Source organism: Pseudomonas sp. 2995-1, assembly GCF_002742505.1.
GTDB lineage: Bacteria > Pseudomonadota > Gammaproteobacteria > Pseudomonadales > Pseudomonadaceae > Aquipseudomonas > Aquipseudomonas sivasensis.
The window spans coordinates 727,088-748,512 of sequence record NZ_LJSA01000377.1 but is presented as its reverse complement, the minus strand read 5'-3'; the positions used below and the strand labels follow the sequence as shown (position 1 = coordinate 748,512).

Here is a 21,425-nt window from a genome sequence, read left to right as displayed (position 1 = left end):
CATTTTGTTGGTCGGCTAATGGCCCGCTGCCACTAGCTCCGATTGGCCGCATCCTGCGGCCAGGCGCACAAGCACTGTACAAACTGGCAAGGCGTATGCCAGTTGCACGGATTGCGAAAAAAGATTGGATGGACGGGCATGTGCTGTGAAGCGTGTGTGCTCGCCTTACCTTAAAACTGGACCAATGGCAGAGTCGGAAAGTTTAGATTTTTTGCGGGGTTTTTGTTTTGGAACGGACCCATCGGTCATCAGTCTAGGACAGATCCTCATAGCCTGTGGGGTTTCTGGGAAGATTTTGTAGGACAAAAAACTTTTAACCTGAGAGTCAGTGGTTATTAGCCAATTGTTTGTGGGGCAGTGGTGTATTTCGAGGTAATGCAGTTTGACCTGGGTTTTGTAGTGAGCAGGCTTGCCCTGCGCTGGGCTGCGAAGCGGCCCCATTAGGGGCACCGCTTATGTACCTGGTGCAGCAAGGTGAACCATTTGGGAGCGCTTCGCACTCCGTCGCAGGGCAAGCCTGCTCACCACAGGGGTTGTGGCGCCCGTGGGCAGGAGGTTGTGAGCTTATTTCTGAGCAAACCTCTCACCACAGCGTTGTTTGCGACTGTGGAGTGGGGCTGAGCCGTATTTTGTAGTGAGCAGGCTTGCCCTGCGCTGGGCTGCGAAGCAGCCCCATTGGGAGCACCGCCTATGTACCTGATGCAGCAAGGCGAGCCATTTGGGAGCGCTTCGCACTCCGGCGCAGGGCAAGCCTGCTCACCACAGAGGTTGTGGCGCCCGTGGGCAGGAGGTTGTGAGCTTATTTCTGAGCAAACCTCTCACCAAAGGATTGTTTGCGACTGTGCAGTAGGAGCTGAGCTGCACTTTGTAGTGAGCAGGCTTGCCCTGCGCTGGGCTGCGAAGCAGCCCCATTAGGGGCACCGCCTATGTACCTGATGCAGCAAGGCTAGCCATTTGGGAGCGCTTCGCACTCCGGCGCAGGGCAAGCCTGCTCACCACAGAGGTCGTGGCGCCTGTCGCAGCAGGTTGTGAGCTTATTTTCTGAGCAAGCCTGCTCACCACAGGGGTTGTGGCGGCCGTGGACAGGAGGATGTGAGCTTATTTTCTGAGCAGGCCTCTCACCACTGGGGCGGCGTGCGCCTCTGCGGTGAGAGGCGCCCTGTATTGGTGCGTCAGCCGAGCGGGCGGATGGGCGCGTTGTTCGCCCAGGCTTGGATATCCTCGATCATCTGCTGGTAGAACTGCCGGTAATTCTGCTCGCTCACATAGCCTACATGGGGCGTGGCCAGCACATTGGGCAAGTGGCGGAACGGATGATCCAGCGGCAACGGCTCCTCGGCATACACATCCAGTGCAGCCCCCGCCAGGCGACCACGGCTCAATGCCTCAACCAATGCCTGCTCATCCACAATCGGCCCACGCGCGGTATTCACCAGACGCGCCGTCGGTTTCATCCAGCCCAGCGCCTCGGCATCCACCAGGCCGCGGGTGCGGTCGCTGAGTACCAGGTGGATGGTCAGGATATCGGCCTGTTTGAACAGGTCTTCCTTGCTGACCCAGCTTACACCGGCTTGCGTCGCACGCTCCGGCGTGAGGTTTTCACTCCAAGCAATCACGCGCATGCCGAAGACTTGGGCAAATTGCGCGACCTTCTGGCCGATGCTGCCCAGACCAAGGATGCCCAGCGTCTTCCCGTACAGGTCGCCGCCAAGGCCGACCTGCCAGTGCCCGGCGCGCACGGAGTTGGCCTCGGCCAGCAGGTTGCGGGTGGAGGCCATGATCAATGCCCACGTCAATTCCGGCGCTGCCTGTTTATAGCTGTCGGTGCCGCAGACGTGAATGCCCAGGGCCTTGGCGGCGGGAATATCGATGGCCGCGTTGCGCATGCCGCCGGTCACCAGCAACTTGAGGTTGGGCAGCCCCTGCAACAGCGCGGCGTCGAATGGGGTGCGCTCACGCATCACGCAAATCACCTCGAACGGCTGCAGACGTTCGATCATTACGGTGGTATCGGACGGGTAATCGTGCAGGAAGTGCACCTGGCCGACCGACTCCAGCACCGACCAATCCACCACGTCACGGGCCACATTCTGCCAATCATCAATGACTGCGATCTGTACCGACATTCACGAGTGCCTCGAAAAAGGTTGGATTAAAGCGCGTTCAAACCCTGCAACAGCGCTTGGTGAAACTTCGCCGGTTCTTCCATCTGCGGCGCGTGGCCCAGGCCGGGAAACTCCACCAGCGTTGCGTGGGGGATCAGCTTGGCCACGGTTTTGCCCAACACCGCGTAGTTGCCGAGCTTAGCTTTGACCTCGGGCGGCGCGACGTCCTTGCCGATGGCGGTGTTGTCGGAGGTGCCGACCAGCAAGAGGGTAGGCATCTGCAGGTTCTTGAATTCGTAGTACACCGGCTGGGTGAAGATCATGTCGTAAATCAACGCCGAGTTCCATGCGACCCGCGTATGCCCCGGGCCGTTGCTCAGGCCGGCATACATATCCACCCACCGCTCGTATTCCGGCTTCCAGCGGCCGACGTAGTACGTGTTGAGCTGGTATTGGCGAATCCCATCGGCGCTGACTTTCAGTTCACGGGCATACCACTGGTCGACGCTGAGCGCAGGCACGCCCAGGGCTTTCCAGTCTTCCAGGCCGATGGGGTTGACCAGCGCCAACTGCTCAGTCTGCTCGGGGTACATCAGCGCGTAACGCGTGGCGAGCATGCCGCCGGTGGAGTGGCCGAGCAGGGTGACCTTTTGAATGCCGAGCTTTTCCAGCAACTGGTGGGTGTTGAGGGCCAACTGCTGGAAGCTGTACTGGTAGTGCTCGGGTTTGCTGGAGCTGCAAAAACCGACCTGGTCCGGTGCGATCACTCGGTAACCGGCATCACTCAGGGCCTTGATCGAGCTTTCCCACGTTGCACCACAGAAATTTTTGCCGTGCATCAGCACGACGGCGCGACCATTGGCGGTGCCTTTGGCCGGCACGTCCATGTAGCCCATTTGCAGGGATTCGCCTTGGGATTGGAATTGGAAATGTTCAAGGGGGTAGGGGTACTGGAAACCTTGCAGCTCAGGACCGTAGGTGGCCGCGAGCGCAGGCGTTGTGCTGGCCGTCAGCAGACCGGCGATGCAAAAAGCGCGGAATAGAGGCATGGGCGCGGCTCCAGGAAGGGTGTCCGGATGCTCTTTGCGAGGGATTAAGTGGGGATTAACACCCATTGCAAGGTCACGGCGGCCAGCACGGCATAGCGCAGGCCTTTAGCCAGGGTCACCAGCAGCAGAAACCGCCACAAGGGCTCACGCATTACCCCGGCCACCAACGTCAGCGGGTCGCCAATGATCGGCACCCAACTGAGCAGCAGCGTCCAGTGTCCCCAGCGCTGGTAATGGGTGCGCGCTTTTTCCAGTTGCCTGTCGCTGACCGGAAACCAGCGCCGACCCTTGAAGTGCTCCACCCAGCGGCCCAGCCACCAGTTGACCAGCGACCCGAGAACATTGCCCAGGGTCGCGATACCCAGCAGCCACCACAGGCCGTAATGCCCGCTGACCAGCAGGCCTACCAGCACCGCTTCCGATTGCAATGGGAGTAAGGTCGCCGCACCAAAGGCGGCGATGAACAGCCCGAGGTAACCCATCAGCATCGATCAGTGCGCCGGGTACTCAGCCACCACGACATCGTTGCCGTCCCGGGTCAGCCCGATGACTTGATAGGCCTCGCTGCGCCCGTCCATTTCCATGCCGGGCGAACCCATCGGCATGCCCGGTGCGGCAATGCCCAGCAGGTCATCGCGCTTGCGCAAGGCCAGCACTTGATCGGCGGGCACGTGGCCCTCGACGAATTTGCCGTCGATCACGGCGGTGTGGCAGGAGCCCAGGCGCGGGGCCACGCCCAGGCGTTGCTTGACGGCACTCATGTCAGCTTCGACATGGTCGTTGACCTTGAAGCCGTTGCTTTCCAGGTGGCTGATCCACTTTTTGCAGCAGCCGCAGTTGGCGTCACGGTGCACGTCGATGGGGATGAGGTCAGCGGCCTGGGCCAGGGTGGTGGTGAAGAGAGCTGAAAGCAGGGCCAATCGCAGTGGGGTTTTCATCAGGTTTTCGTCCAAGACCAGGCAGTAAGCCGGGCATTCTCCGCGCTTTTTTGAAGGGGGCGCCGTTGTAATGTTTCAAAGTTATACAAGATTGGCGTTTTCCAGGCGGTGCCTGAGCTGGTCCAGCGCAATCGCTGATAGTTCGATCATGCGATCGTGCAGGCTGGCCAACTGCAATTCGGTTTCATAGGTCAGCACACGCTTGAACAGCGTGCCGTCGTGAAAGGGCAGCAGGAAATAGTGGATGGAACCATCGACGGCGAGGGATGTGAACACCGTCTTGAACTCGTCGGGACGATGGGCGATCTGCACGCGGTAGCTCATGGGCACGCGTACACCCAGCAGGTCGATCATTTCGGTAAAGCGTGCACCGGCGGGGAGCGATCCGGTGGTGCCGGTGTCGGCCCCGAGGGATGTGGGGTGCCATTCATGCCAGCGATCCGGTTGGGTCACGTAGTCGTAAACAGCGTCAATGGGGGCTTGGATAAAGCGTTCCTGACTGATCCGCTCCAAGCGGAACGACTGCTCGACAGCGCGCATGGCACACCTCCTGTGTGGCGGGGCTTAACACTTGGAACTGTCAGAATAGTCCGACTCCCGCGCTTTGCACGGGAGCCTTTAGAGAATTGATCAGCGCACTTTAAAGCGGCCCATCAAGGCGATCACCCGGCCATTGGCATCCAGCAGGCTCTGGGTATTGGTTTCGGTGGCATGGCCGCTTTGTACCAACTCTTCGACCATGTGTCGGATTTGCACCATGCTGCGGTTGATCTCCTCGGTCACCGCGCTTTGCTGCTCGGCGGCTGTGGCGATCTGCGTGCTGAGGTTGTTGATATGGCTCACGGAACCCGCCATTTCATCCAACCCGGTGTTGACCCGCGCCGTGGCATCCGCTGCCGATTGGCAGCTGGCCTGGGTATTTTCCATGGCCGCGACCGAGGAACTCACCCCGGCAGTCAGGCGTGCCAGCATCTCGTTGATCTGCGAGGTGCTTGCCTGAGTGCGCGCAGCCAAGGCGCGCACTTCGTCGGCGACCACTGCAAAGCCTCGACCTTGCTCACCGGCCCGCGCCGCTTCAATGGCGGCGTTGAGGGCCAACAGGTTGGTCTGGCCAGCAATGGCGCCGATCACCCCGAGGGTCTCGGTGATGCGTGCGGCGTCCTGGCGCATGTTTTCCACGGTGTGGGTGGCGCTGGCAACTTCGCCGATCAGGGCGCTGACACTGGTGGATGCTTCCCCAACGACCACGCGTGAGCGATCGGCGTGCTCATTGGCGCGCTGAGTGAACGAGGCGGTTTCGGCCGCGTTTTGCGCGACGTTGTCGGCGGTGGAGCTCATCTCGGTGATAGCGGTGACAGTCTGGTCGGTTTCCGAGGCGTGACGCACCAGGATCTGGTTGGTGTGGGCCGAGGTCCGTTGCAATTGCTCAAGGCCTGACGACATCGCGCCAGTGGCCTGGGTGACTTCGCCGATCATGTTTTGCAGGTAGACGATGAAGTGGTTCACCGAGTGACCGATGGCGCCGAGTTCGTCTTCGGCGCGGATGGTGATACGTCGCGTGAGGTCGGCATCGCCAGCGGACAGCGCGTCGATATTGGTTTTGAGGATCTTCATGCGCTGCACCAGTTGGCGGATCGCATACGCCGCCAGCAGCACCAGCAGCAACACCATTGGGATTTGCAACAGCGCCAGACTGCCGAGCACGTCATCGCGCTGGGCAGTGATCAGTGAAGTGGGCAGGGCGGTGGCGAGGAACCAAGGCGTGCCTTCGATGGGGCGCAGATAGAAGGTGCTGGCCACGCCGCCATTGTCGAACTCGCTGCGTTGCAGTGCCTGGTCGCGATGGGCCAGGGCTTTGCTGACCTGGGTGGCAAATGCCGAGGTGGAGGTCAGTTCGCTGATGTTCTTCAACACCACGGGGCTGCTCAGGCGCGAGCTGTTGCTGATGATCTTGCCATCGCCCTCGACGATCAGCATTTGCCCGCCGATGTCTTTTTCCTTGCTGGCCACCAGGTCATTGAAGAAACCCAGGGTCACGTCGATGGTGGCCACGCCATAGGCGGCGCCGTCACGCTGGATCGCCATGGCGCAGTTGGTGCGCGGCTCCTGGCTGGCGTCGTCTTTGTAGGCAGCCGCCCAGGCGCATTGCCCGCGCGGCGAAGCGAGGCCGCCTTTGTACCAGCTCTGGTCGTAATAGTTGGGCGCGGGGTCGCTGTTCCAGAACGTGTTCACCGCCAGCTTGCCCGACGCATCGCGGTGCCAGAACGTGCTGTGCTTGTTGCGGCCCGGCGTGCGCTGGTTGGGCAGCGGCCAGATACCACCACCAAATACCTTCAGTTCACCATATTGGTCGACCAGGCCTGGCAGGACCTTGTCGATGGCATCGCTGTCGAGCAGTGGAATAGTTTGGGTGATGGTGCGTTGCTGGGCCTGAACCTTGTTCAGTTCGCCCTGAATTTGTTCTGCCACCTCACTGATGCGGTTGAGCACCACCTGTTCTTCGGTCTGTCGCAGCTTGGGTGCGACCAACTGGCCGATACCCACGACGGTCAACACGAATAGCACCAGGACGAACAGCACCAGAAACAGGGTATAGCGGGCTTGGATAGAGCGCATTGGGGGCATGGGGTCGTCCTTACGAAGCGTTTATTATCGACGCGGCTTTTTTAGAGCTTCGTTGGGCTATCGGCTTGGCAACGCTTAGCTTTAGGTACGCTCGTGCAAATAAAGTGAAGGGCTAAACGGTTGGGATTGGCCATTCAACTGGGAGCCCATGGACAGTTGTCTCGGTAAACCGTGCCGATAATGGGTTGAGCGGCGCGCCCCACCCGGCGCGGGGTTGCAGCGCTAGGGGTGGGCCATGCGCTGTGACCGCTAGTGTGCCGGGTGGGATTTGGGTTTACGGCTTGATGTAAATCTGTAGATCGCCGGGGATACCGCCGCTGCCGACCGGTTTGGTGGGATCCTGTGGATGGCCCAGGACTCTGGTTCCGAAATGGTTCGTGGCGCTGGGCCTGTCAAACACACCAATGCCGATGCTGCCGGTCAACTCAGCGAGGCCGGGCACACCTTCGGAGGTGTTCATATGTGAATGCCCAACCAATGCAGCCCACTTATCAGCACCTGAGGTGGCCTGGATGGTTTCAGCGGCGTAATAGTTGAACTCTTCAAGCCGCGTGATCGACGCGGAGCCAGTAGTGGTCGGCTTCTTTAAGCCGCGTAGGTCTTTGTGGCGGGTGAGGTAGTAGTGATCAAGAGGCAAGACCTCTATGCCGTTATCCTCCAGCTTTTTGCGTAACTCTTGGAATGTCGGGCCGCTTCGAAGCTGCTTGCTTTGACCAAGGATGCCAATTCCGTCGTCGACAAGCCCTTGGGGCATATCTATCAACCCCTCGAAGTAAACTCTTTTAACGCCCTCGTTTTTTAGTGTGGCGACGTTATCGAACAGCGCCCGGAAGCTTGCCATCTGCTTGTGGGACTCTCCAAATACCACGCCTTGCGAGGCTTTCAACGCTGTTTCGATCAGGTCAGGGACAGGGACGTTGCCGGCGATGTGCGGGATGGTCGGTCGCGTCGGGAGGCCCGCCTGCTGGATGGCGTAAAAATAGTCCTTCATTTCATCTTTGAACTTTTGAATGGTCGCCATCTTGGTGTCGGGTTTGAAATGATCCGGTTCCAGTTTCCCGCGCATACTTTCTGCGTAGTCGCCGACGGGCAACGGCTTTCTGACTCGCACTGGGCGCGCGATGGAGGCCATAGGGTTGTATCGATGACGGTGCTGTGCAGGGGACGGGGAGTGGGTATGGGGGGAGCCGGGTGCCAAGGTGTCGAGCGGGTTGAAGTCTGCCAAAGGCGTGCCGTAGGGCTTCATCGCCGCGGGGTCGTAGGCATACCGTTGGCCGTTGGACAGGATGGTGTCGGCCCGGAAGGTCTGGTCGGCGATCTTGAAGGTGCCGTGAGTAATGGGCCCATGCTCGTTGGCGATGACCCTTGCCATATTAAAGGCCCCACTGGTTTTCTTGATGGTGTCGATGCCTTTGCCGATCAGCTTGGCGCCTCCCTGCACCAGATCACCCAGCCCGCTCGCTGGGTTGAGCTCACCGATGAGCGTGGTTCCCAAAATTTTTGCCACCCGAACCGCCTTGGTTGTCGCGCTGAAGCCCTTGACCGCAACGTTCCCAATTTTCGCTGCTGCACCTGCGCCGGCAGTGACGAATCCGAAAATATCCATCCCCAGATCGACAACACCGTCCAGGACGTTGCCGTTCTTGAAGTTGACGATGGCCGATCTCAAGGGAATCAGGTCGAGAAAGAAATCCGCCAGTTTCTCCTCGACGTCCATCTGTTGATCGTAGGTGGTGGTTCCCCTGGCCTGCTTGACCACGTCCTTGTTATCAATATCCAGGTGTTCGATAAACGCATCGGCAATGGATTGCGTTCGGTTGCTTGAAAAGCTGTCGGGAACTGGCAGTGGATTCCCCGCAGTGTTATTTGGCTGCCAAACGGTGTCATCGGCGTTGGTTGGGAGGAACTGCTCTATTGGATAGACGAGGTTTGACTCGCGATCACGCTCTTTGGTCAATACGGTGCCTGGGACCGTGGTGATGGAACCCTGCTTAAGGTCGATCGCGTAAACCGTTTCGCCGCTGCCCCCGGTGGCTTTAACCAGCAGTTGTTCGTTTTTCTCTACAAGGGTTCTGCCAGTGAACCCCATACCCAACTGGTACGTATTGTTTTGATAGAACTCCAGCTTCCCAAATTCCAGGTTTTGCCTGTCTGCCAGCGGGAGCTGAGCGATCAAGTGTTTGACCGTCGTACCAATGCCTTGTTTGCGTGAGTTGATCGCTTGGGAAAGTTGAGAGTTAAAGACGGCGTTTACATCGAATGCCAGGGACTTACCTTCCAGTGCATCAAGGATGCGCGGGTCTTTGGTTTCCCACGAAAACTGATCCAGCCCGCTCATGGCGATATCCAAGAGCGAATGGTGGCCTGCTGGCGCTCGATTGGGGTCGTAGAGCGGTTGCGCGTAGGGTTGGCTGGTGTCCTTGACCGTTAGCAGCTTCTCTTCAAACGGGACGTCCTCGCCAAACCGTTCTTTTAGTTTGGCCAACGCGATGTCTTTACGGCTGGGCATGTCGGTTTGGATCTGGCCGGAGGCTTCTAGCCGTAAATTCGCTTGTTGATTGAAAGCGGTTTTGACCTTGTCGATGTCGGCATCGTTGTACCGATCGGCTTCGGCCTGGCTGATAACGCCGTTTACGACGCCCCAGACCCGCAGGGCCGCACTCTGCGCTTTTTGGGTGATGGACAGGTCTTGCAGGCTGGCGCCTTCAGCGGCCGACATGACCTGGGCAAAGGTCATGTTCGGCACCTTTCCCGGTGTTTGCGCTTCTATCGTCGCGGCGGCGATCGACAGGTTGAGCCACGCGGTGCTGCCATACGTCACGCTGGCAGGCAGGTCCTTGATCAGTAATTCGGGGGCTTTCCTTGCCAGAAGCACATACGCGCCAACGTTGGCCATTGCGGCGGATGTTTTGCGTTTTTTTATCAGGTGTTGGCTCAGGCTGGTCACCACGGCCGACGCGGGTTTGCCCCAGTGGGCTTCCTGTGCGAGGTTGAAACTGGCGATTGCGCTGGGGTGGGCGTGGTCAATCGATTCTGGATCCAGCGCCAGGTTGATAGCGGTCAGCGTGTATTCGTTGACGCTGGTGTCAGTTGCAACGCCGTTCAATTTGGTCTGAATGGCTTGCCCCAGCGCCTGTGCCCGTGGGGTGGTCAGGATAGCGACCAAGGCTTTCGCCGGATCGGTGGCGGCTTCGCCGGAAGGTGGCTGGTTGCTGTTCAGGTATTCCAAAACGCCAAGGCTTACGCCTATCTGCGCTGGGTTCGGATGCTGCGCCACGTAGTGCCTCAGCGTACCAAGTAGCGCCTCTTCGTTGCGCATGCTCATGGGTATCGGCCAGGACAGCCCACCGCCTAAATTGCCCAGTGGATGCTCTAACGCCCGGTTGAACACGGCGTCTGCCAAGGCAATCAGGCCGAAATGGTTATTGGGGAGCATCAGGTTGTTGGACGTGATGTAGGCGTCGAGCGTGACGGCCGCGTCTGCTTCTATCGGGTAGGACGAACCCGGTTGAATATCCATCGGCGTCGCCTTCAACGCGGCGAGGATCGCTTGCGGTGTGGCATTCACACCTAAGCGTGTTGCCGTTTCGCTGAGTTTTTGTCCTAGGCTCCTGAGGTTCTGGTTGTCCGCCATCATCTGTTTCAAGCCAGTGCTGGCAAGTGAGAGGCGGGGGGAGGACGCAGCGGTTTGGAGGTTTGCTGAAGGATTGCTGGCGTGTAAACCAGGCGATTGATTATTGATAGGCGGGGGCGGTAGGTGAGGCTGAGATGGGGGTTGAGTGGGTGTGTGAACATTCAACATGGGGTGGGCACCTTTTCAGACAAGCTGTAATAAGCGTCTTTCATGAGGAGGTTCCCTTTTCCTCAGACGTCCCCGATTGGGTGTAGAAAACACCCTGCGAGGTTCCTTGCGGAAATACCGAGGTCTGTAAAATTAAGTGTTGGCAACGGCGTGAAAAGTCTTTTATGAAACCGGTAAATCAGCCCTGTCTCTCGATGTGATGGCTCAGATTGCCGTAAGGCGTTTGCAGGTCAATCCGGCGCAGGGCGAGCCAAAGCTTTTCATCGCCTGTAATATGAGCGCCTGTCGGCCCGGCCTATGCCTGCCCCAGGGCCGGTGTTGGCAGGGAAGGCTTCAAACAATGGATACACTCTTCAAGTTCAGGAACTTGTCATGACCCAAAAGCAACGTTTGAAATATTCACTTCTGATTGCCCTGGCTGTATTGGGGACGATGTTTGGCCTGTCCTACTTGCAGAACACCGGGGTCATCAGTGAGAAAACGTTCCAGACCATCGCCATTGCCGTCGCGGTGATCGTGGTGGTGATCAACGGCGTCATGCGTCGCAAGGTCAAGCTCTGAGCGTGAAGGCATGGGCATGAAGCTCTGACTTCAGGCGCGTCCTTCGAGCACCTTGGCAGCCTCTTCGTGGAGGCTGTAACTCTTATCGGCATTGAGGGTGATCACGCCCTCGCTGCACAGGCGCTTGAGCACTTCGCGCACGCTGAGAAACGACAGCGGGATGCCAAGGTTCAGCAAGTGGCTGTGCACGCCGCGCACCCCGAGGGTGCGCTGGCTGTCGGCAGCCGTGAGCAGCGCGTCGATGACCTTCAGCCGAATCAGGCTGGTGCGCAAACCGAAACACTTAAGTAAGTGGCGAATACGCTGGTTGCCATGCTGTTCGGGCGCTTTGCCGAACACTTGCGTGCCGCCGCCAAAGTTGGCGTCGGCAACCGATGAATGTCCGTCCGTGGGCACTTGCGGGTTGTACATGCAAAAAACTCCTTATCAGAGCCTGATCAGGAAAATGATGGCGCTCTTACTAATAAGACGAACGAGCGAGCGAAATCATGAAGTGTTGGATGTAGAAATTTCGTCAGTGTCGGTTTTGTCACAACCAACGTCCTTCAGATAAAGCGGCCGCGTCGCTAAATTTCTCCCGGTTTTGTGCGTTCTTACGGTGGGGTAACTGCCCCCGGTGAGGGTGTTCAATTTGACTGTGGAGTCTGCGTGATTATTTCCAACGGGTTGTCCAGGATGGGTGTGGCAGGGCTATTGCTGGGGTTGAGCCTGGCCGCATCGGCGCGCGAGCAGGTGGCGCAGGCGTCGGCAGATATCCGCCGTACCAGTTATGGGGTGCCGCATATTCGTGCCAACGATGAGCGTGGCCTGGGGTTCGGCATTGGTTATGCCTATGCCCAGGACAACCTGTGCCTGCTGGCCAATGAGGTGGTCACGGTAAATGGCGAGCGGGCAAAGTTTTTCGGCCCCGATCAGTCAACCCTGGAAGAGCGCAACAATCTGGCCAGTGATGTGTTCTTTACCTGGCTGAATACGCCAGAGACGGTGGCGGCCTTTTGGACAGCCCAGAGCCCCGAGATAAAAGACCGTATCGAAGGTTACGTCGCTGGCTACAACCGTTACTTGAAAGAGCAGGGCGCTCCCGCGCAGTGCCAGGCGGCATGGGTACGCCCGTTGGTCGCTGAAGACGTGGTGAAATTGACCCGCAGGCTGCTGGTGGAAGGCGGTGTCGGCCAATTCGCCGAAGCGCTGGTTGGCGCGGCGCCGCCTCAAGCCACTGCCAGCGTGCAGCCCAACGCCAGGGCGTTTGAGTTGGCTGCGGCCAACCAGCAGCGTTTCACCCTTGATCGTGGCAGCAACGCGGTGGCTGTGGGCCGTGAGCGCTCGTTCAATGGGCGTGGGATGTTGCTGGCCAACCCGCACTTTCCGTGGGTGGGTGGCATGCGCTTTTATGAGATGCACCTGACCATTCCAGGCCAATTGGACGTGATGGGCGCCGCGTTGCCGGGCTTGCCAGTGGTCAACATTGGCTTTAACCAGCATGTGGCATGGACCCATACGGTCGACACGTCCAAGCATTTCACCTTGTACCGCCTCACCCTGGATCCGAAGGACTCGACGCGCTACATGCTCGATGGCAAGTCCGTCCCCCTGGAAAAAACCTCGGTGACGGTGCAGGTCAAGCAAGCGGACGGCAGTGTTAAACCCGTGGTTCATCCGGTCTATAGCTCGCAGTTCGGCCCCATCGTGCAATGGCCCGGCAAGCTGGACTGGGACAGCCACTACGCGTTCAGCCTGCGCGACGCCAACCTCGGCAACGATCGCGTCCTGCAACAGTGGTACGCGATGAACCGCGCCGGCAGCCTCAACGAGTTGCAAACTTCGGTGCACACCCTGCAAGGCATCCCATGGGTCAACACCCTGGCCGCCGACGATCAGGGTCAGAGCCTGTACATGAACCTCTCGGTGGTGCCCAACGTCAGCGCGGCCAAGCTTGCCCAGTGCAGCGATCCACGTGCCGGCCTGCAAATGATCATGCTCGACGGCGCCCACAGCGCCTGCGCCTGGGACGTCGACCCACGCTCAGCCCAGCCCGGCATCTTTCCGGCTGACCAACTGCCGCAACTGGAGCGCACTGACTATGTGCAGCACTCCAACGATTCGGCCTGGATGGTCAACCCCAAGGCGCCGCTGGCAGGTTTCTCACCGGTGATCAGCCAGGACAACATCGGCCTGGGCCCGCGAGCGCGGTTTGCTTTGCAGCGCCTGCAATCCCTGGATAAGCAACCGATCAGCGTTGCCGACCTGCAAAACATGGTAATGGACAACGAGGTGTACCTGGCCGGCCAGGTCATGCCGGATTTGCTGGCGTTCTGCGCCAAACACCTCGGCACCGATGCGGCGGCACTGAAGCCGCTGTGCACCAGCCTCAAAGACTGGGACCGGCACGCCAACCTCGACAGCGGCCTGGGTCTGGTGCATTTCATCAACCTGGTGGAACAGCTGGAGCAAATCCCTGATGCCTGGCGCGTTGCCTTCGACCGGGCCCAACCCCTGACCACACCGCGCGGCCTGGCCATCGACCGTGCACCGGTCGCCAAGGCCCTGCGCGAAGCCATGTTGGCCTCTGCCGCAGACGTCGCCAAGCTCGGCCTCAAGCCCGGCATTAAATGGGGCGATGTCCAAGTCTCCGGCCAAACCCCGATCCACGGCGGCCCGCAGGAACTGGGGATCTACAACGCCATGCAAACCGTGCCCCGTGCCGATGGCAAGCGCGAAGTAGTCAGCGGCAGCAGCTACCTGCAAATCGTCACCTTCGACGACCAAGGCCCACACGCCCAGGGCGTACTGGCGTTCTCCCTGTCCAGCAACCCCGCATCGAAATACGCCAAGGACCAGACCCAAGCGTTCTCCGAGAAAAAACTGCGCTCACTGCCGTTCACCGACGCCCAGATCAAGGCCGACCCGCTATACCAGTCGCAGCGCATCAAGGAGTAGGGCAGGCACGCAACCCCTTGATGCCAATGCGAAATATTTTTGAAATCAAGGGGTTGCAGGCATTGGCAAATGAGTACATAATGGCGCCCATCGAACGCAACGAAGCATTAAAAACTTCAATGTATTCAATGAGTTAGAGTAGAGGCATGGCTTTGTAGCCCACTCAAGTTTTTATGCGGTGAATGTCAGCAATCAGGGCATTGATCGTTTGAGGCCGAGTAGCAAAATGGTTATGCAGTGGATTGCAAATCCACCTACGCCGGTTCGATTCCGACCTCGGCCTCCACTCTTGAAAACCCCGTAGATCAATGATCTACGGGGTTTTTTATTGCCCTCAGGAAAGTGAAGTGTTCCGCAATTTTCAGTAGGTGTTCCGCAACTGCGAACGATGGGGCACCTGTGATCAGAGTAATGTCAGGCCGCAATCGGCCATTGTGCCCTCGGTACCAGCTCAATTTACCGAAATCGCTCTTCCAGATGGTGAACACCTACTCAATCGATTCTGTCATGGCATACTGCCCTGATCCCACAGACTCGGCTAGAACATGGACATTGATGGTTTCGCGCAGTGCCTCACATATATCCAAGCTACGACAGTGAAAACTTCGGCGGATAAGTTTTTACCTCTGGCGGGTGCGATTGTCGGCGCTGGTCTGGCTTTTGGTCTGAATTACTTCTCGACAGCACGTAAAGAGGCAAAGACGAAGGTTGCGAAGAAGAATTGTTGCGAAGAGGATATTCACGAGCTCATGCACATATGTAAGCATGCGCTGGGAAGCCTCCTTGAAATATGCGAAACAATAGCCACGAAAAATCGTCCAACTGGACACAACCTGCTCTCGGCAGTGAGTTTGCCGCTATTGGATAAATATTATCCTGAAATAGCCCACACATTCAGCGTCGATCAGCGGTACTGGATCAAACTTATTTTTAGACATGTAGACGACATAAACAAGGATCTCGAACTGCTGATAAAAAAGGAAGCAGAAACTTCATTATTTAGGATTTCCTTATTGGTGATCAACTTGGAGGTCTGCCTGCTTGAAGTTTATAAGCGCTGCTACTGCATAATGAATGATAATAAATTCGAATTTTCAGAGCATGACGAGGCTCTTGCCGAGCTAGGCATGGCTCAAGAACGAATAGCGTGGTTAAGCATGTTGAAGTCAAACGCGGAGAAAGCAAACTCGGTTTTAAGCCTGCCTAATACATAGCATGTGGAGCAACTGAGCTTAATAAGTTTGTATGGCGATTATGCGAGCTTTTTATTTTCGATTAAATTCTGGCCTTGGAAACACACCTGGAGGACACAAATTGGTTCTGCTTCTCGGCCTCGATCAACACCCCATTCCAGCGGTCTTTCGACCCGAAGCGGGTCATCACGACAGGCTACTATCGGCCAACAGCGGACTCTGGCAAACGGCATTTATCAGCCAAAAACAGATAACATGCTTCGGCTTAATGTTGTCAAAGGAATGAGGGTGTTTCATGTTAGATAGTATCTTATTCAAAAACTCCGGCAGACATGACCAAATTATCGATATCGGGGCGCTTGCTGAAAGCTTAATTTTCTACGGGAAAGTTAGGATCTTAGGTGACGCCGGAGTCGTGCAGTATCTTGTAAGAAAAATCCCCCCATTAATTCTTGTAGAGCTAATAGAGTCTGGGCGCATTGAATTCCATTACATTCATGAAACTCTAGGGGTGAGAACTAAAAAAACCTACCTAGGCGAGGTTCATGATCTAATTAAGTTTACTTTAGCTGGCATCTCGTACGAAGACAAAGCAATACAAGTTTTTAGACAAGCCGCGCGCTCCCCACAAGCGCGGCTTGCGGGATATAAATTCGGTAGAATAATTAAAAAGTTTGAGCATGATAGCTTTAGGCAGGAGTCTGTGATTCAGGCCCTTGCAGAAAGTAGCAGCGCGGAGTCTGCCGTCGAGACTATGATTCGTAACCTTGCTCCGGAATACCAGCAGGCCCAGGATTTTCGGTTTAAAATCAACTTACAGCACTCAAATGCTTTCACTGTCGACACAAACATTGATTTTGGAAAAGTTAATATTTCGTATAATTTGAGAACGCCGTCGAGTCATTCAACTTTAACTTCGGCACTCATTGTCGGCCGGCTTCAAGACGCCTATTCATCAGCGTTTTATGGCGCCGCTTTCAACTCAGAAGTGTCCACTGGTGCTCTAGAGGCAGTCCTTGGTCTTCAAGCGCTAGAAGGTGTTTTAAGTCGAAGTGCTGCTGGAGAGCAAAATGTAGGTCAGTTTGTAGAGCTGACGCTTGAAAATACATATGCCATTCGAGAGGCAGTTAACAGTGGCAGAGTTACGTTCCATGAAGTATTAAGTTTGCTGGAAGCCGCAGATAAATTTAGGCAGTGGGTGGCAGGTGTTCCGGACGACAAGGATTTGAAGAGAGCATATTACCAAGAGGTTGTTAAGGATTCGAAGTTTGAAAAGCTGCCAGTTAAAACTTCCAGATGGGTTTGTTTCACTGCTGCTGGGCTGGGTATTGATTTGCTCGGTGCCGGAGGGTTCGGTACTGCTGCAGGTGTGGCGCTAGGAGCTGCTGACACGTTCCTACTTGATAGATGGGTTGCGGGGTGGAAGCCAAATCACTTTGTCGAAGGCGATTTCAAGAAGCTATTTGCAGATAAGCATTTGCCAAAATAGAACCCGTATGAGCATCTTGAGCAATCGGCATTTAGTCGCTGGGGACGCGCTTGGTCTGACCTGGGAGTACGGATCTGCTCATTGTCGATCAAGGGGACAAGTGTCCGCATTTAGCCTGAATCGGCCTATAGCGAATGTCAGCTTTTGGCCGATTTGTCCTTTCAGGGATAACCTACTGGTAGCGACCCATCGCGCCCCTTGGTTATTTTGTGGGTCGCACAATTTCACCAACACGGCGATAAACCTTTTTCGTCATCTCCTGCGTTGAGTGGCCAAGCAGGCGGCTAGCATGACTAATGTCGTCAATTTCGCTGGCAGCTTTTGGGCGGATGTCGCGGAATTGGAACTGGCGGATCGCGGCGGCAAGCGTTGCATCACCTTCGGCCGTGGCCTTCGCGGCTGCTTTTTCTCGGGCTTCATCCCACCGTTTTCTCAGCATTGCGTAACTCATTCGCAGGCCCGCCTGGTTGGTGATCAGGCTTGAACTTCTGATGCCGGCCATGGCTTTGCGCTCGAGTAGGGCATCGAGGAAGGTGCTGAGCCCTGATGCGTCTGTGCCGTCGTGTAGGCGGATGCGCAGGCGTTTCTCAGTCTTGCCCTGGCCTACCATCAGGAACCCGTTGTTCAAGTCTGCAGTTGATGCTTTGAGCACATCGGCGGGGCGCTGGCCGGTCAGGTAGGCTAGGTCCATTGCGTCTTTCAGCTCGAGCGGTGCCTCTGTGTAAACCGCATCCCAAACGATTTTGCCTGCGTAGAAGTCGCGTGGTGTTTCTTTGTTTCTGCGTAAGCGGGCACAAGGGTTTGCCTTTTCAGTGAGCCCCCATTCTCGGGCAAAAGTGAATATGGTCGAGAGGAGGGCGATCTCGCGGTTGGCACGTACCTTCGCTGTCCTAGCGTCACGATACTGAGCAATCACTTGTGGGGTGACAGCGTCGACAGGCGCTGAGTCGAATGCGTTGCGTAGTTGTTTGAGGCCTTTCAAGTAGTCCTTTTGAGTCCCGAGCTTCAGCCCAGGAATGACCTTTTTTTCGTAGTCGTCGAATAACCTGCCCATCAGGTGAGCAGGCTTGGGTGTGGCTTTACGATCCAGACGTGCCCATTCGACTTTTGCCTCGTCGAGGTCGCCGCCGAGCGGGATCTCCACTCGATTACCGTCGGCGTCCCGGCCGTTGTAGTAGTAGCCCACCCAAATACTTCCGTTCTTTCTCGCGCGGGTGCGGCGGATCATCCTTGGCGGCAGATCCCGGTTTGCTGCTTTCTTCTGGCGCATCGTTAACTCACGCGGGATAGATCAAGAGACCAGGTTTCAGCCACAGCATTAGTTGCTGATGGCGTTACCCCTGCTAACTTTAGGCGCGCGTACACGCGACCTACGACAGGGCGTTGTGCGGCTGTGAGCACGTGTTCCCAAGCATTGCGTTGCAGCCACTGACGCTGGCAGGAAGGAATCTTGTAGCCTGTAATGGCGGCCAGTTCATCTTCTGTCAGCGTCTCGCTTGGGAGCTGGAGCGTGTTTGCGGTATTCATGCTGCCTCCTTGTCAGCCAGCGGAGAGCAATTCAAATGCTCTTGCAGCCACGACTGGAACCTGTCCGTTGCCAAGGGCTTTAAGTCGGTCCACCCGATAGGCCACCCCATCAGCCACTCGACCCATTCCGGGTTCAGATGACCACCATCCGATGCCATCACTGCGTGATCGAGCCGATCGTTCGATCGGTCTGCCCCCGATTTGCGAGTCAGCGCGGCAGGGGAAGATCCTTTTGACATGCTCGCCACGGGCGTTGGCCACCGACTGGCGGGTGTCTTCTGCGACGAGCCAGATCCGGTCCCGCTGATGGGGCGCTCCGAAGTCAGCCGCTCCGATAACGCCCCATCGCGCGTCATACCCCATTTCGGCAAGGTCACCGAGCACCACGGCAAGACCTCTTCCCACAAGCAGTGGTGAGTTCTCCAGCTCGACGTAGCGAGGTCGTACCTCATCGGTAATTCGTGCCATTTGCCGCCACAGTCCGGAGCGGGCCCCAGCAATGCCCTGACCGTTGCCGGCCGCCGAGATGTCTTGGCAAGGGAATCCTCCCGAAACCACGTCAACAAGGCCTCGCCATGGGCGTCCGTCAAAACTGCACACGTCAGACCAAATCGGGAAAGCTGGGAGCAGTCCATCGGTTTGTCGTTGCGCCAGTAGTTGTGCAGCGTAGGCATCACGCTCAACGGCGCAGACGGTACGCCAGCCGAGGAGGTGGCCACCGAGTATTCCACCACCAGAGCCTGCGAAAAGAGCCAGCTCATTCACGCGGCCTCCAAAGAAGGATGCTTATATCCCTGAACAAGCTGCGCGAGCGGGCGATCCTGAGCGGTTAGCGTTGCATTGGGTGCGGCTGCCTCGCGCAGCTTTTTAAGGGGGATGAGCGCCTCGGTGGTGCTGCTGGGAGGAGTAATAATGCCTACTGCTGCGCAGCAGAGGTAGTTTGTTTCTAACGTGTCGACGCTGGCTTCCTCGCGGAGAAAAGCGGTCGTGGATTGGGTGTTGTGCTGGTCATTTTGCATGCCGCTTTCCTCCGAGTTTTGATTGCGTGTTGGTTTAACAGCCGCTGGTGGGGCGTGAGCCGGATTACGGTGGGTGTAGGATTGAGAGCAGGCATGGCTCATGCGGCGCTCTCCTGATCTGTCGTTTCCAGCAATGCAGCGATTGCGAGTGCCTGGTCGCGCAGGACGCGGGTTTCTCGTTCGAGTTTTTTGCCCGTGCGGAAGGCGGCGAATGTTGCGGAAGCGATGCGCAGTTTTTCGGCGATTTCCAGTAGGGTCTGGCGCGCAGGCTCTCCGAGCCTCGATGCCGATAAGGCGCGTTCGTAATGTGCGAACAGTTTCTTCCGGTGTTCTTGAGCCTGTTCGAGGGAGTGCATCAGGTTGCGGATCTCCTGCGAATCGTCAGAGCACTGAATCGCTTTCCCCTCGTCGACGCCATCGCGATACCCAGCGCAGCCACCGACGTCATAGCCTTCGCTGTAGCCTTGTGATTGGCCTTCGGAATGGCCGTTGCTGTAGCCACTCCGGTAGGCGAGCCAGCTGATGGCGGCAATCATTAGGATGATTGCTATCAGTGCGTAGATCTGAACATCTGTCATGTGGTGTGCTCCTGGTGTTGTCGTTGGCTGGTGGTGGCAGCCGTTCGGTTTTGGGGTTACTCGTTTGTTTCTTCCTGCTGCCGCTGCATGTCTTCATCTGCCTTGTAGGCGCGGATGTCGATCAGTGAGGCGACGTGCCGGATGTGGGCGTACTTCGGTGCCTTGCGGCTGGTATCCAGTGTGGTAATGGGCAGCTGGATGCGGCCGCTGTTGATCTCGGCCGCGAACGATTGCTCGTTGAGGTTGCGGAAGTACCGTTCGCGAACTCTGTCTAGCGGGATCAGAACGTCGCCGAAGGTGCGAAAGAGCAGCTCGACGGTGGCTGACTCCGGTGCGGGGTGAAGGCGCAGCGGGTTTTGTGCTGTGTTACTCATGGCTTTGTTGGGCCTCCTTGCGTTGTTTTCTTACCGGGTGGTTCCAGGCGTTGAGGCAGTGCGTTCTGGTCAGCTCGCGCAGATGTTCGGGCACTTCGAGGAGCGCGGTGTTGCGCTCCTCTCGTGTCCGCATGGCGATGATCTGGCGGGCGTATTCCCTAGGCCACGTCACGGTTGTCTGCCGGGATGGCAGGCAGGTCGATGCCCAGCTGTTCGGCCAGCCAGCGGATGCCGGGCTGTTTCACCCGGGTCGACTGGCTGTACTGCATGCCGAGCTGGTCGTGGTACCACTGGCCGTCCTTGATGCGCAGGTAATCGCGGTCGCGGTTTGGGTAGGCCGGTAGGTTCTTCTCGCTGAGCAGGCCTTTTTCCCGCATTCGAGCGATGAGCTTCGGTCGGGTAAGGCCGAGCTGGATTGCGGCTTGGGCGAGGGTACGTTCCATGGCGTCCCCCTCATGCCGCGTGCGCGGCTGGGGTGGCCGCTGCAGCGAGGTGGTTGATGGATTCGGTGACCTTGCCGAAGATCTCGACATCGGTGCCGTACGCGGTGAAGCAGCGGGTGTGCGGGCTTTTGTTGCCGATGCTCAGGATAGTGGTGATTCCGGTGCGCGATTGTGTGCGGTGCAGCGCAACCTGTAGAGGGTAGTCGAAGCCCATGTCGAGGCTCAGCACGCCGCCGGTGCGTACCAGCTCGAACACGCGTTGCTTGTAGGAGACCTCGAAGCGGCCATATTCGCGGTTGGCGTGCGGGCGGTGCACTTGGTCGCTGGTGTTGCTTGCGTCGAATGGGCCGTTGGCGATCTCTTCGATGAAGTCGGCCAGCTTGAGGTGCGTCTTCTTGTCATTCTGCAGGGTCAGCGTGTGGCGTTCTCTGCCCAGCTCGACGACGAAGGTACTCTCGGTTGTGCCTCGTTCGACCTTGAGGCGGAACGCCAGGCATTCACGCTTGGGCGCTGTACGGAGGACGTGGTTGAAGGTCTCGGTCAGGTTGACTTGAGCATTGAGCAGTTGCAGCGTGCGGTTGTCGATTTTGTACTTGATCATGCCGCGTGCCCTCCGCCGTTCGGATTGAATGGAGCGGGGGCGGCGCGAGTTTGCAGCTTCGGTTTGGTGGTGACAAACGAGCAGCCGCTCTCTCGGGCCAAGCGGCGGATTTCGAAGATGCTGAAGGGGTCGGCAGCGGTCGGGTGGACGTGCAGGGTTGCTGTGGTTCGCATTGTTTCGTCTC

The 21,425-nt window shown here is 57.6% G+C and carries 20 protein-coding genes and 1 tRNA gene; 5 read left to right on the top strand and 16 right to left on the bottom strand.

Going from position 1 to position 21,425, the window contains the following annotated elements; translation table 11 throughout:
- Positions 1-1,172: 1,172 nt before the first annotated feature.
- From AOA61_RS20695 to AOA61_RS20665, 7 genes are all read right to left on the bottom strand, one after another.
- Positions 1,173-2,126 (bottom strand): D-2-hydroxyacid dehydrogenase family protein, encoded by a 954-nt coding sequence (locus AOA61_RS20695; RefSeq protein ID WP_099602609.1) that lies wholly within the window; start codon positions 2,124-2,126, stop codon positions 1,173-1,175.
- 26 nt (positions 2,127-2,152) lie between these two features.
- Positions 2,153-3,154: an alpha/beta fold hydrolase gene (locus AOA61_RS20690; RefSeq protein ID WP_099602608.1), complete on the bottom strand. Its 1,002-nt coding sequence runs from the start codon at positions 3,152-3,154 to the stop codon at positions 2,153-2,155.
- 44 nt (positions 3,155-3,198) lie between these two features.
- Positions 3,199-3,642, bottom strand: coding sequence for a YqaA family protein (locus AOA61_RS20685; RefSeq protein ID WP_095184662.1), 444 nt, complete (start codon positions 3,640-3,642; stop codon positions 3,199-3,201).
- A gap of 3 nt (positions 3,643-3,645) precedes the next feature.
- Positions 3,646-4,092: a DUF411 domain-containing protein gene (locus tag AOA61_RS20680; RefSeq protein ID WP_032885249.1), complete on the bottom strand. Its 447-nt coding sequence runs from the start codon at positions 4,090-4,092 to the stop codon at positions 3,646-3,648.
- An 81-nt stretch (positions 4,093-4,173) separates the two neighbouring features.
- Positions 4,174-4,632, bottom strand: a complete 459-nt coding sequence (locus AOA61_RS20675; RefSeq protein ID WP_099602607.1) for an SRPBCC family protein — start codon at positions 4,630-4,632, stop codon at positions 4,174-4,176.
- A gap of 90 nt (positions 4,633-4,722) precedes the next feature.
- Positions 4,723-6,717 carry a methyl-accepting chemotaxis protein gene (locus tag AOA61_RS20670; RefSeq protein WP_099602606.1) on the bottom strand — a complete coding sequence of 665 codons (1,995 nt, stop codon included), beginning with the start codon at positions 6,715-6,717 and terminating at the stop codon, positions 4,723-4,725.
- A gap of 274 nt (positions 6,718-6,991) precedes the next feature.
- Positions 6,992-10,351, bottom strand: a complete 3,360-nt coding sequence (locus tag AOA61_RS20665) for a membrane-targeted effector domain-containing toxin (RefSeq protein ID WP_218197358.1) — start codon at positions 10,349-10,351, stop codon at positions 6,992-6,994.
- Between the two features lie 540 nt (positions 10,352-10,891).
- Between AOA61_RS20665 and AOA61_RS20660 the strand changes: the two genes are divergently transcribed.
- Positions 10,892-11,080: a hypothetical protein gene (locus tag AOA61_RS20660; protein ID WP_032885243.1), complete on the top strand. Its 189-nt coding sequence runs from the start codon at positions 10,892-10,894 to the stop codon at positions 11,078-11,080.
- 30 nt (positions 11,081-11,110) lie between these two features.
- Here the strand turns inward: AOA61_RS20660 and AOA61_RS20655 are convergent, their stop codons facing one another.
- A complete protein-coding gene (locus AOA61_RS20655; protein WP_032885241.1) occupies positions 11,111-11,491 on the bottom strand; it encodes a hypothetical protein in 381 nt (126 codons plus the stop codon).
- 237 nt (positions 11,492-11,728) lie between these two features.
- Between AOA61_RS20655 and AOA61_RS20650 the strand changes: the two genes are divergently transcribed.
- From AOA61_RS20650 to AOA61_RS20635, 4 genes are all read left to right on the top strand, one after another.
- Positions 11,729-14,017 (top strand): acylase, encoded by a 2,289-nt coding sequence (locus AOA61_RS20650; protein WP_099602604.1) that lies wholly within the window; start codon positions 11,729-11,731, stop codon positions 14,015-14,017.
- Positions 14,018-14,229: 212 nt separating this feature from the next.
- Positions 14,230-14,303 (top strand) — tRNA-Cys (locus tag AOA61_RS20645).
- Positions 14,304-14,562: 259 nt separating this feature from the next.
- Positions 14,563-15,231: a hypothetical protein gene (locus tag AOA61_RS20640; RefSeq protein WP_099602603.1), complete on the top strand. Its 669-nt coding sequence runs from the start codon at positions 14,563-14,565 to the stop codon at positions 15,229-15,231.
- 274 nt (positions 15,232-15,505) lie between these two features.
- Positions 15,506-16,699 carry a hypothetical protein gene (locus tag AOA61_RS20635; protein WP_099602602.1) on the top strand — a complete coding sequence of 398 codons (1,194 nt, stop codon included), beginning with the start codon at positions 15,506-15,508 and terminating at the stop codon, positions 16,697-16,699.
- A 202-nt stretch (positions 16,700-16,901) separates the two neighbouring features.
- Here AOA61_RS20635 and AOA61_RS20630 read toward each other — a convergent pair whose 3' ends face one another.
- The 8 genes from AOA61_RS20630 to AOA61_RS20590 form a co-directional block, all read right to left on the bottom strand.
- Positions 16,902-17,969 carry a tyrosine-type recombinase/integrase gene (locus tag AOA61_RS20630; protein ID WP_099602601.1) on the bottom strand — a complete coding sequence of 356 codons (1,068 nt, stop codon included), beginning with the start codon at positions 17,967-17,969 and terminating at the stop codon, positions 16,902-16,904.
- A gap of 2 nt (positions 17,970-17,971) precedes the next feature.
- Positions 17,972-18,226 carry a DUF4224 domain-containing protein gene (locus tag AOA61_RS20625; protein WP_099602600.1) on the bottom strand — a complete coding sequence of 85 codons (255 nt, stop codon included), beginning with the start codon at positions 18,224-18,226 and terminating at the stop codon, positions 17,972-17,974.
- 12 nt (positions 18,227-18,238) lie between these two features.
- Entirely contained in the window at positions 18,239-18,991 is a 753-nt protein-coding gene (locus tag AOA61_RS20620) for a DNA cytosine methyltransferase (protein WP_099602599.1), read from the bottom strand.
- A complete protein-coding gene (locus AOA61_RS20615; protein WP_256583469.1) occupies positions 18,988-19,347 on the bottom strand; it encodes a hypothetical protein in 360 nt (119 codons plus the stop codon). Before AOA61_RS20615 ends, AOA61_RS20620 begins: the two co-directional genes overlap by 4 nt.
- Entirely contained in the window at positions 19,344-19,823 is a 480-nt protein-coding gene (locus tag AOA61_RS20610; protein ID WP_099602597.1) for a hypothetical protein, read from the bottom strand. Before AOA61_RS20610 ends, AOA61_RS20615 begins: the two co-directional genes overlap by 4 nt.
- Positions 19,824-19,879: 56 nt before the next feature.
- A complete protein-coding gene (locus tag AOA61_RS20605; protein WP_099602596.1) occupies positions 19,880-20,197 on the bottom strand; it encodes a pyocin activator PrtN family protein in 318 nt (105 codons plus the stop codon).
- A gap of 158 nt (positions 20,198-20,355) precedes the next feature.
- Entirely contained in the window at positions 20,356-20,640 is a 285-nt protein-coding gene (locus tag AOA61_RS20595; RefSeq protein ID WP_099602594.1) for a phage antirepressor KilAC domain-containing protein, read from the bottom strand.
- Between the two features lie 10 nt (positions 20,641-20,650).
- Positions 20,651-21,241, bottom strand: a complete 591-nt coding sequence (locus AOA61_RS20590) for a hypothetical protein (protein WP_099602593.1) — start codon at positions 21,239-21,241, stop codon at positions 20,651-20,653.
- Positions 21,242-21,425 lie beyond the last annotated feature (184 nt).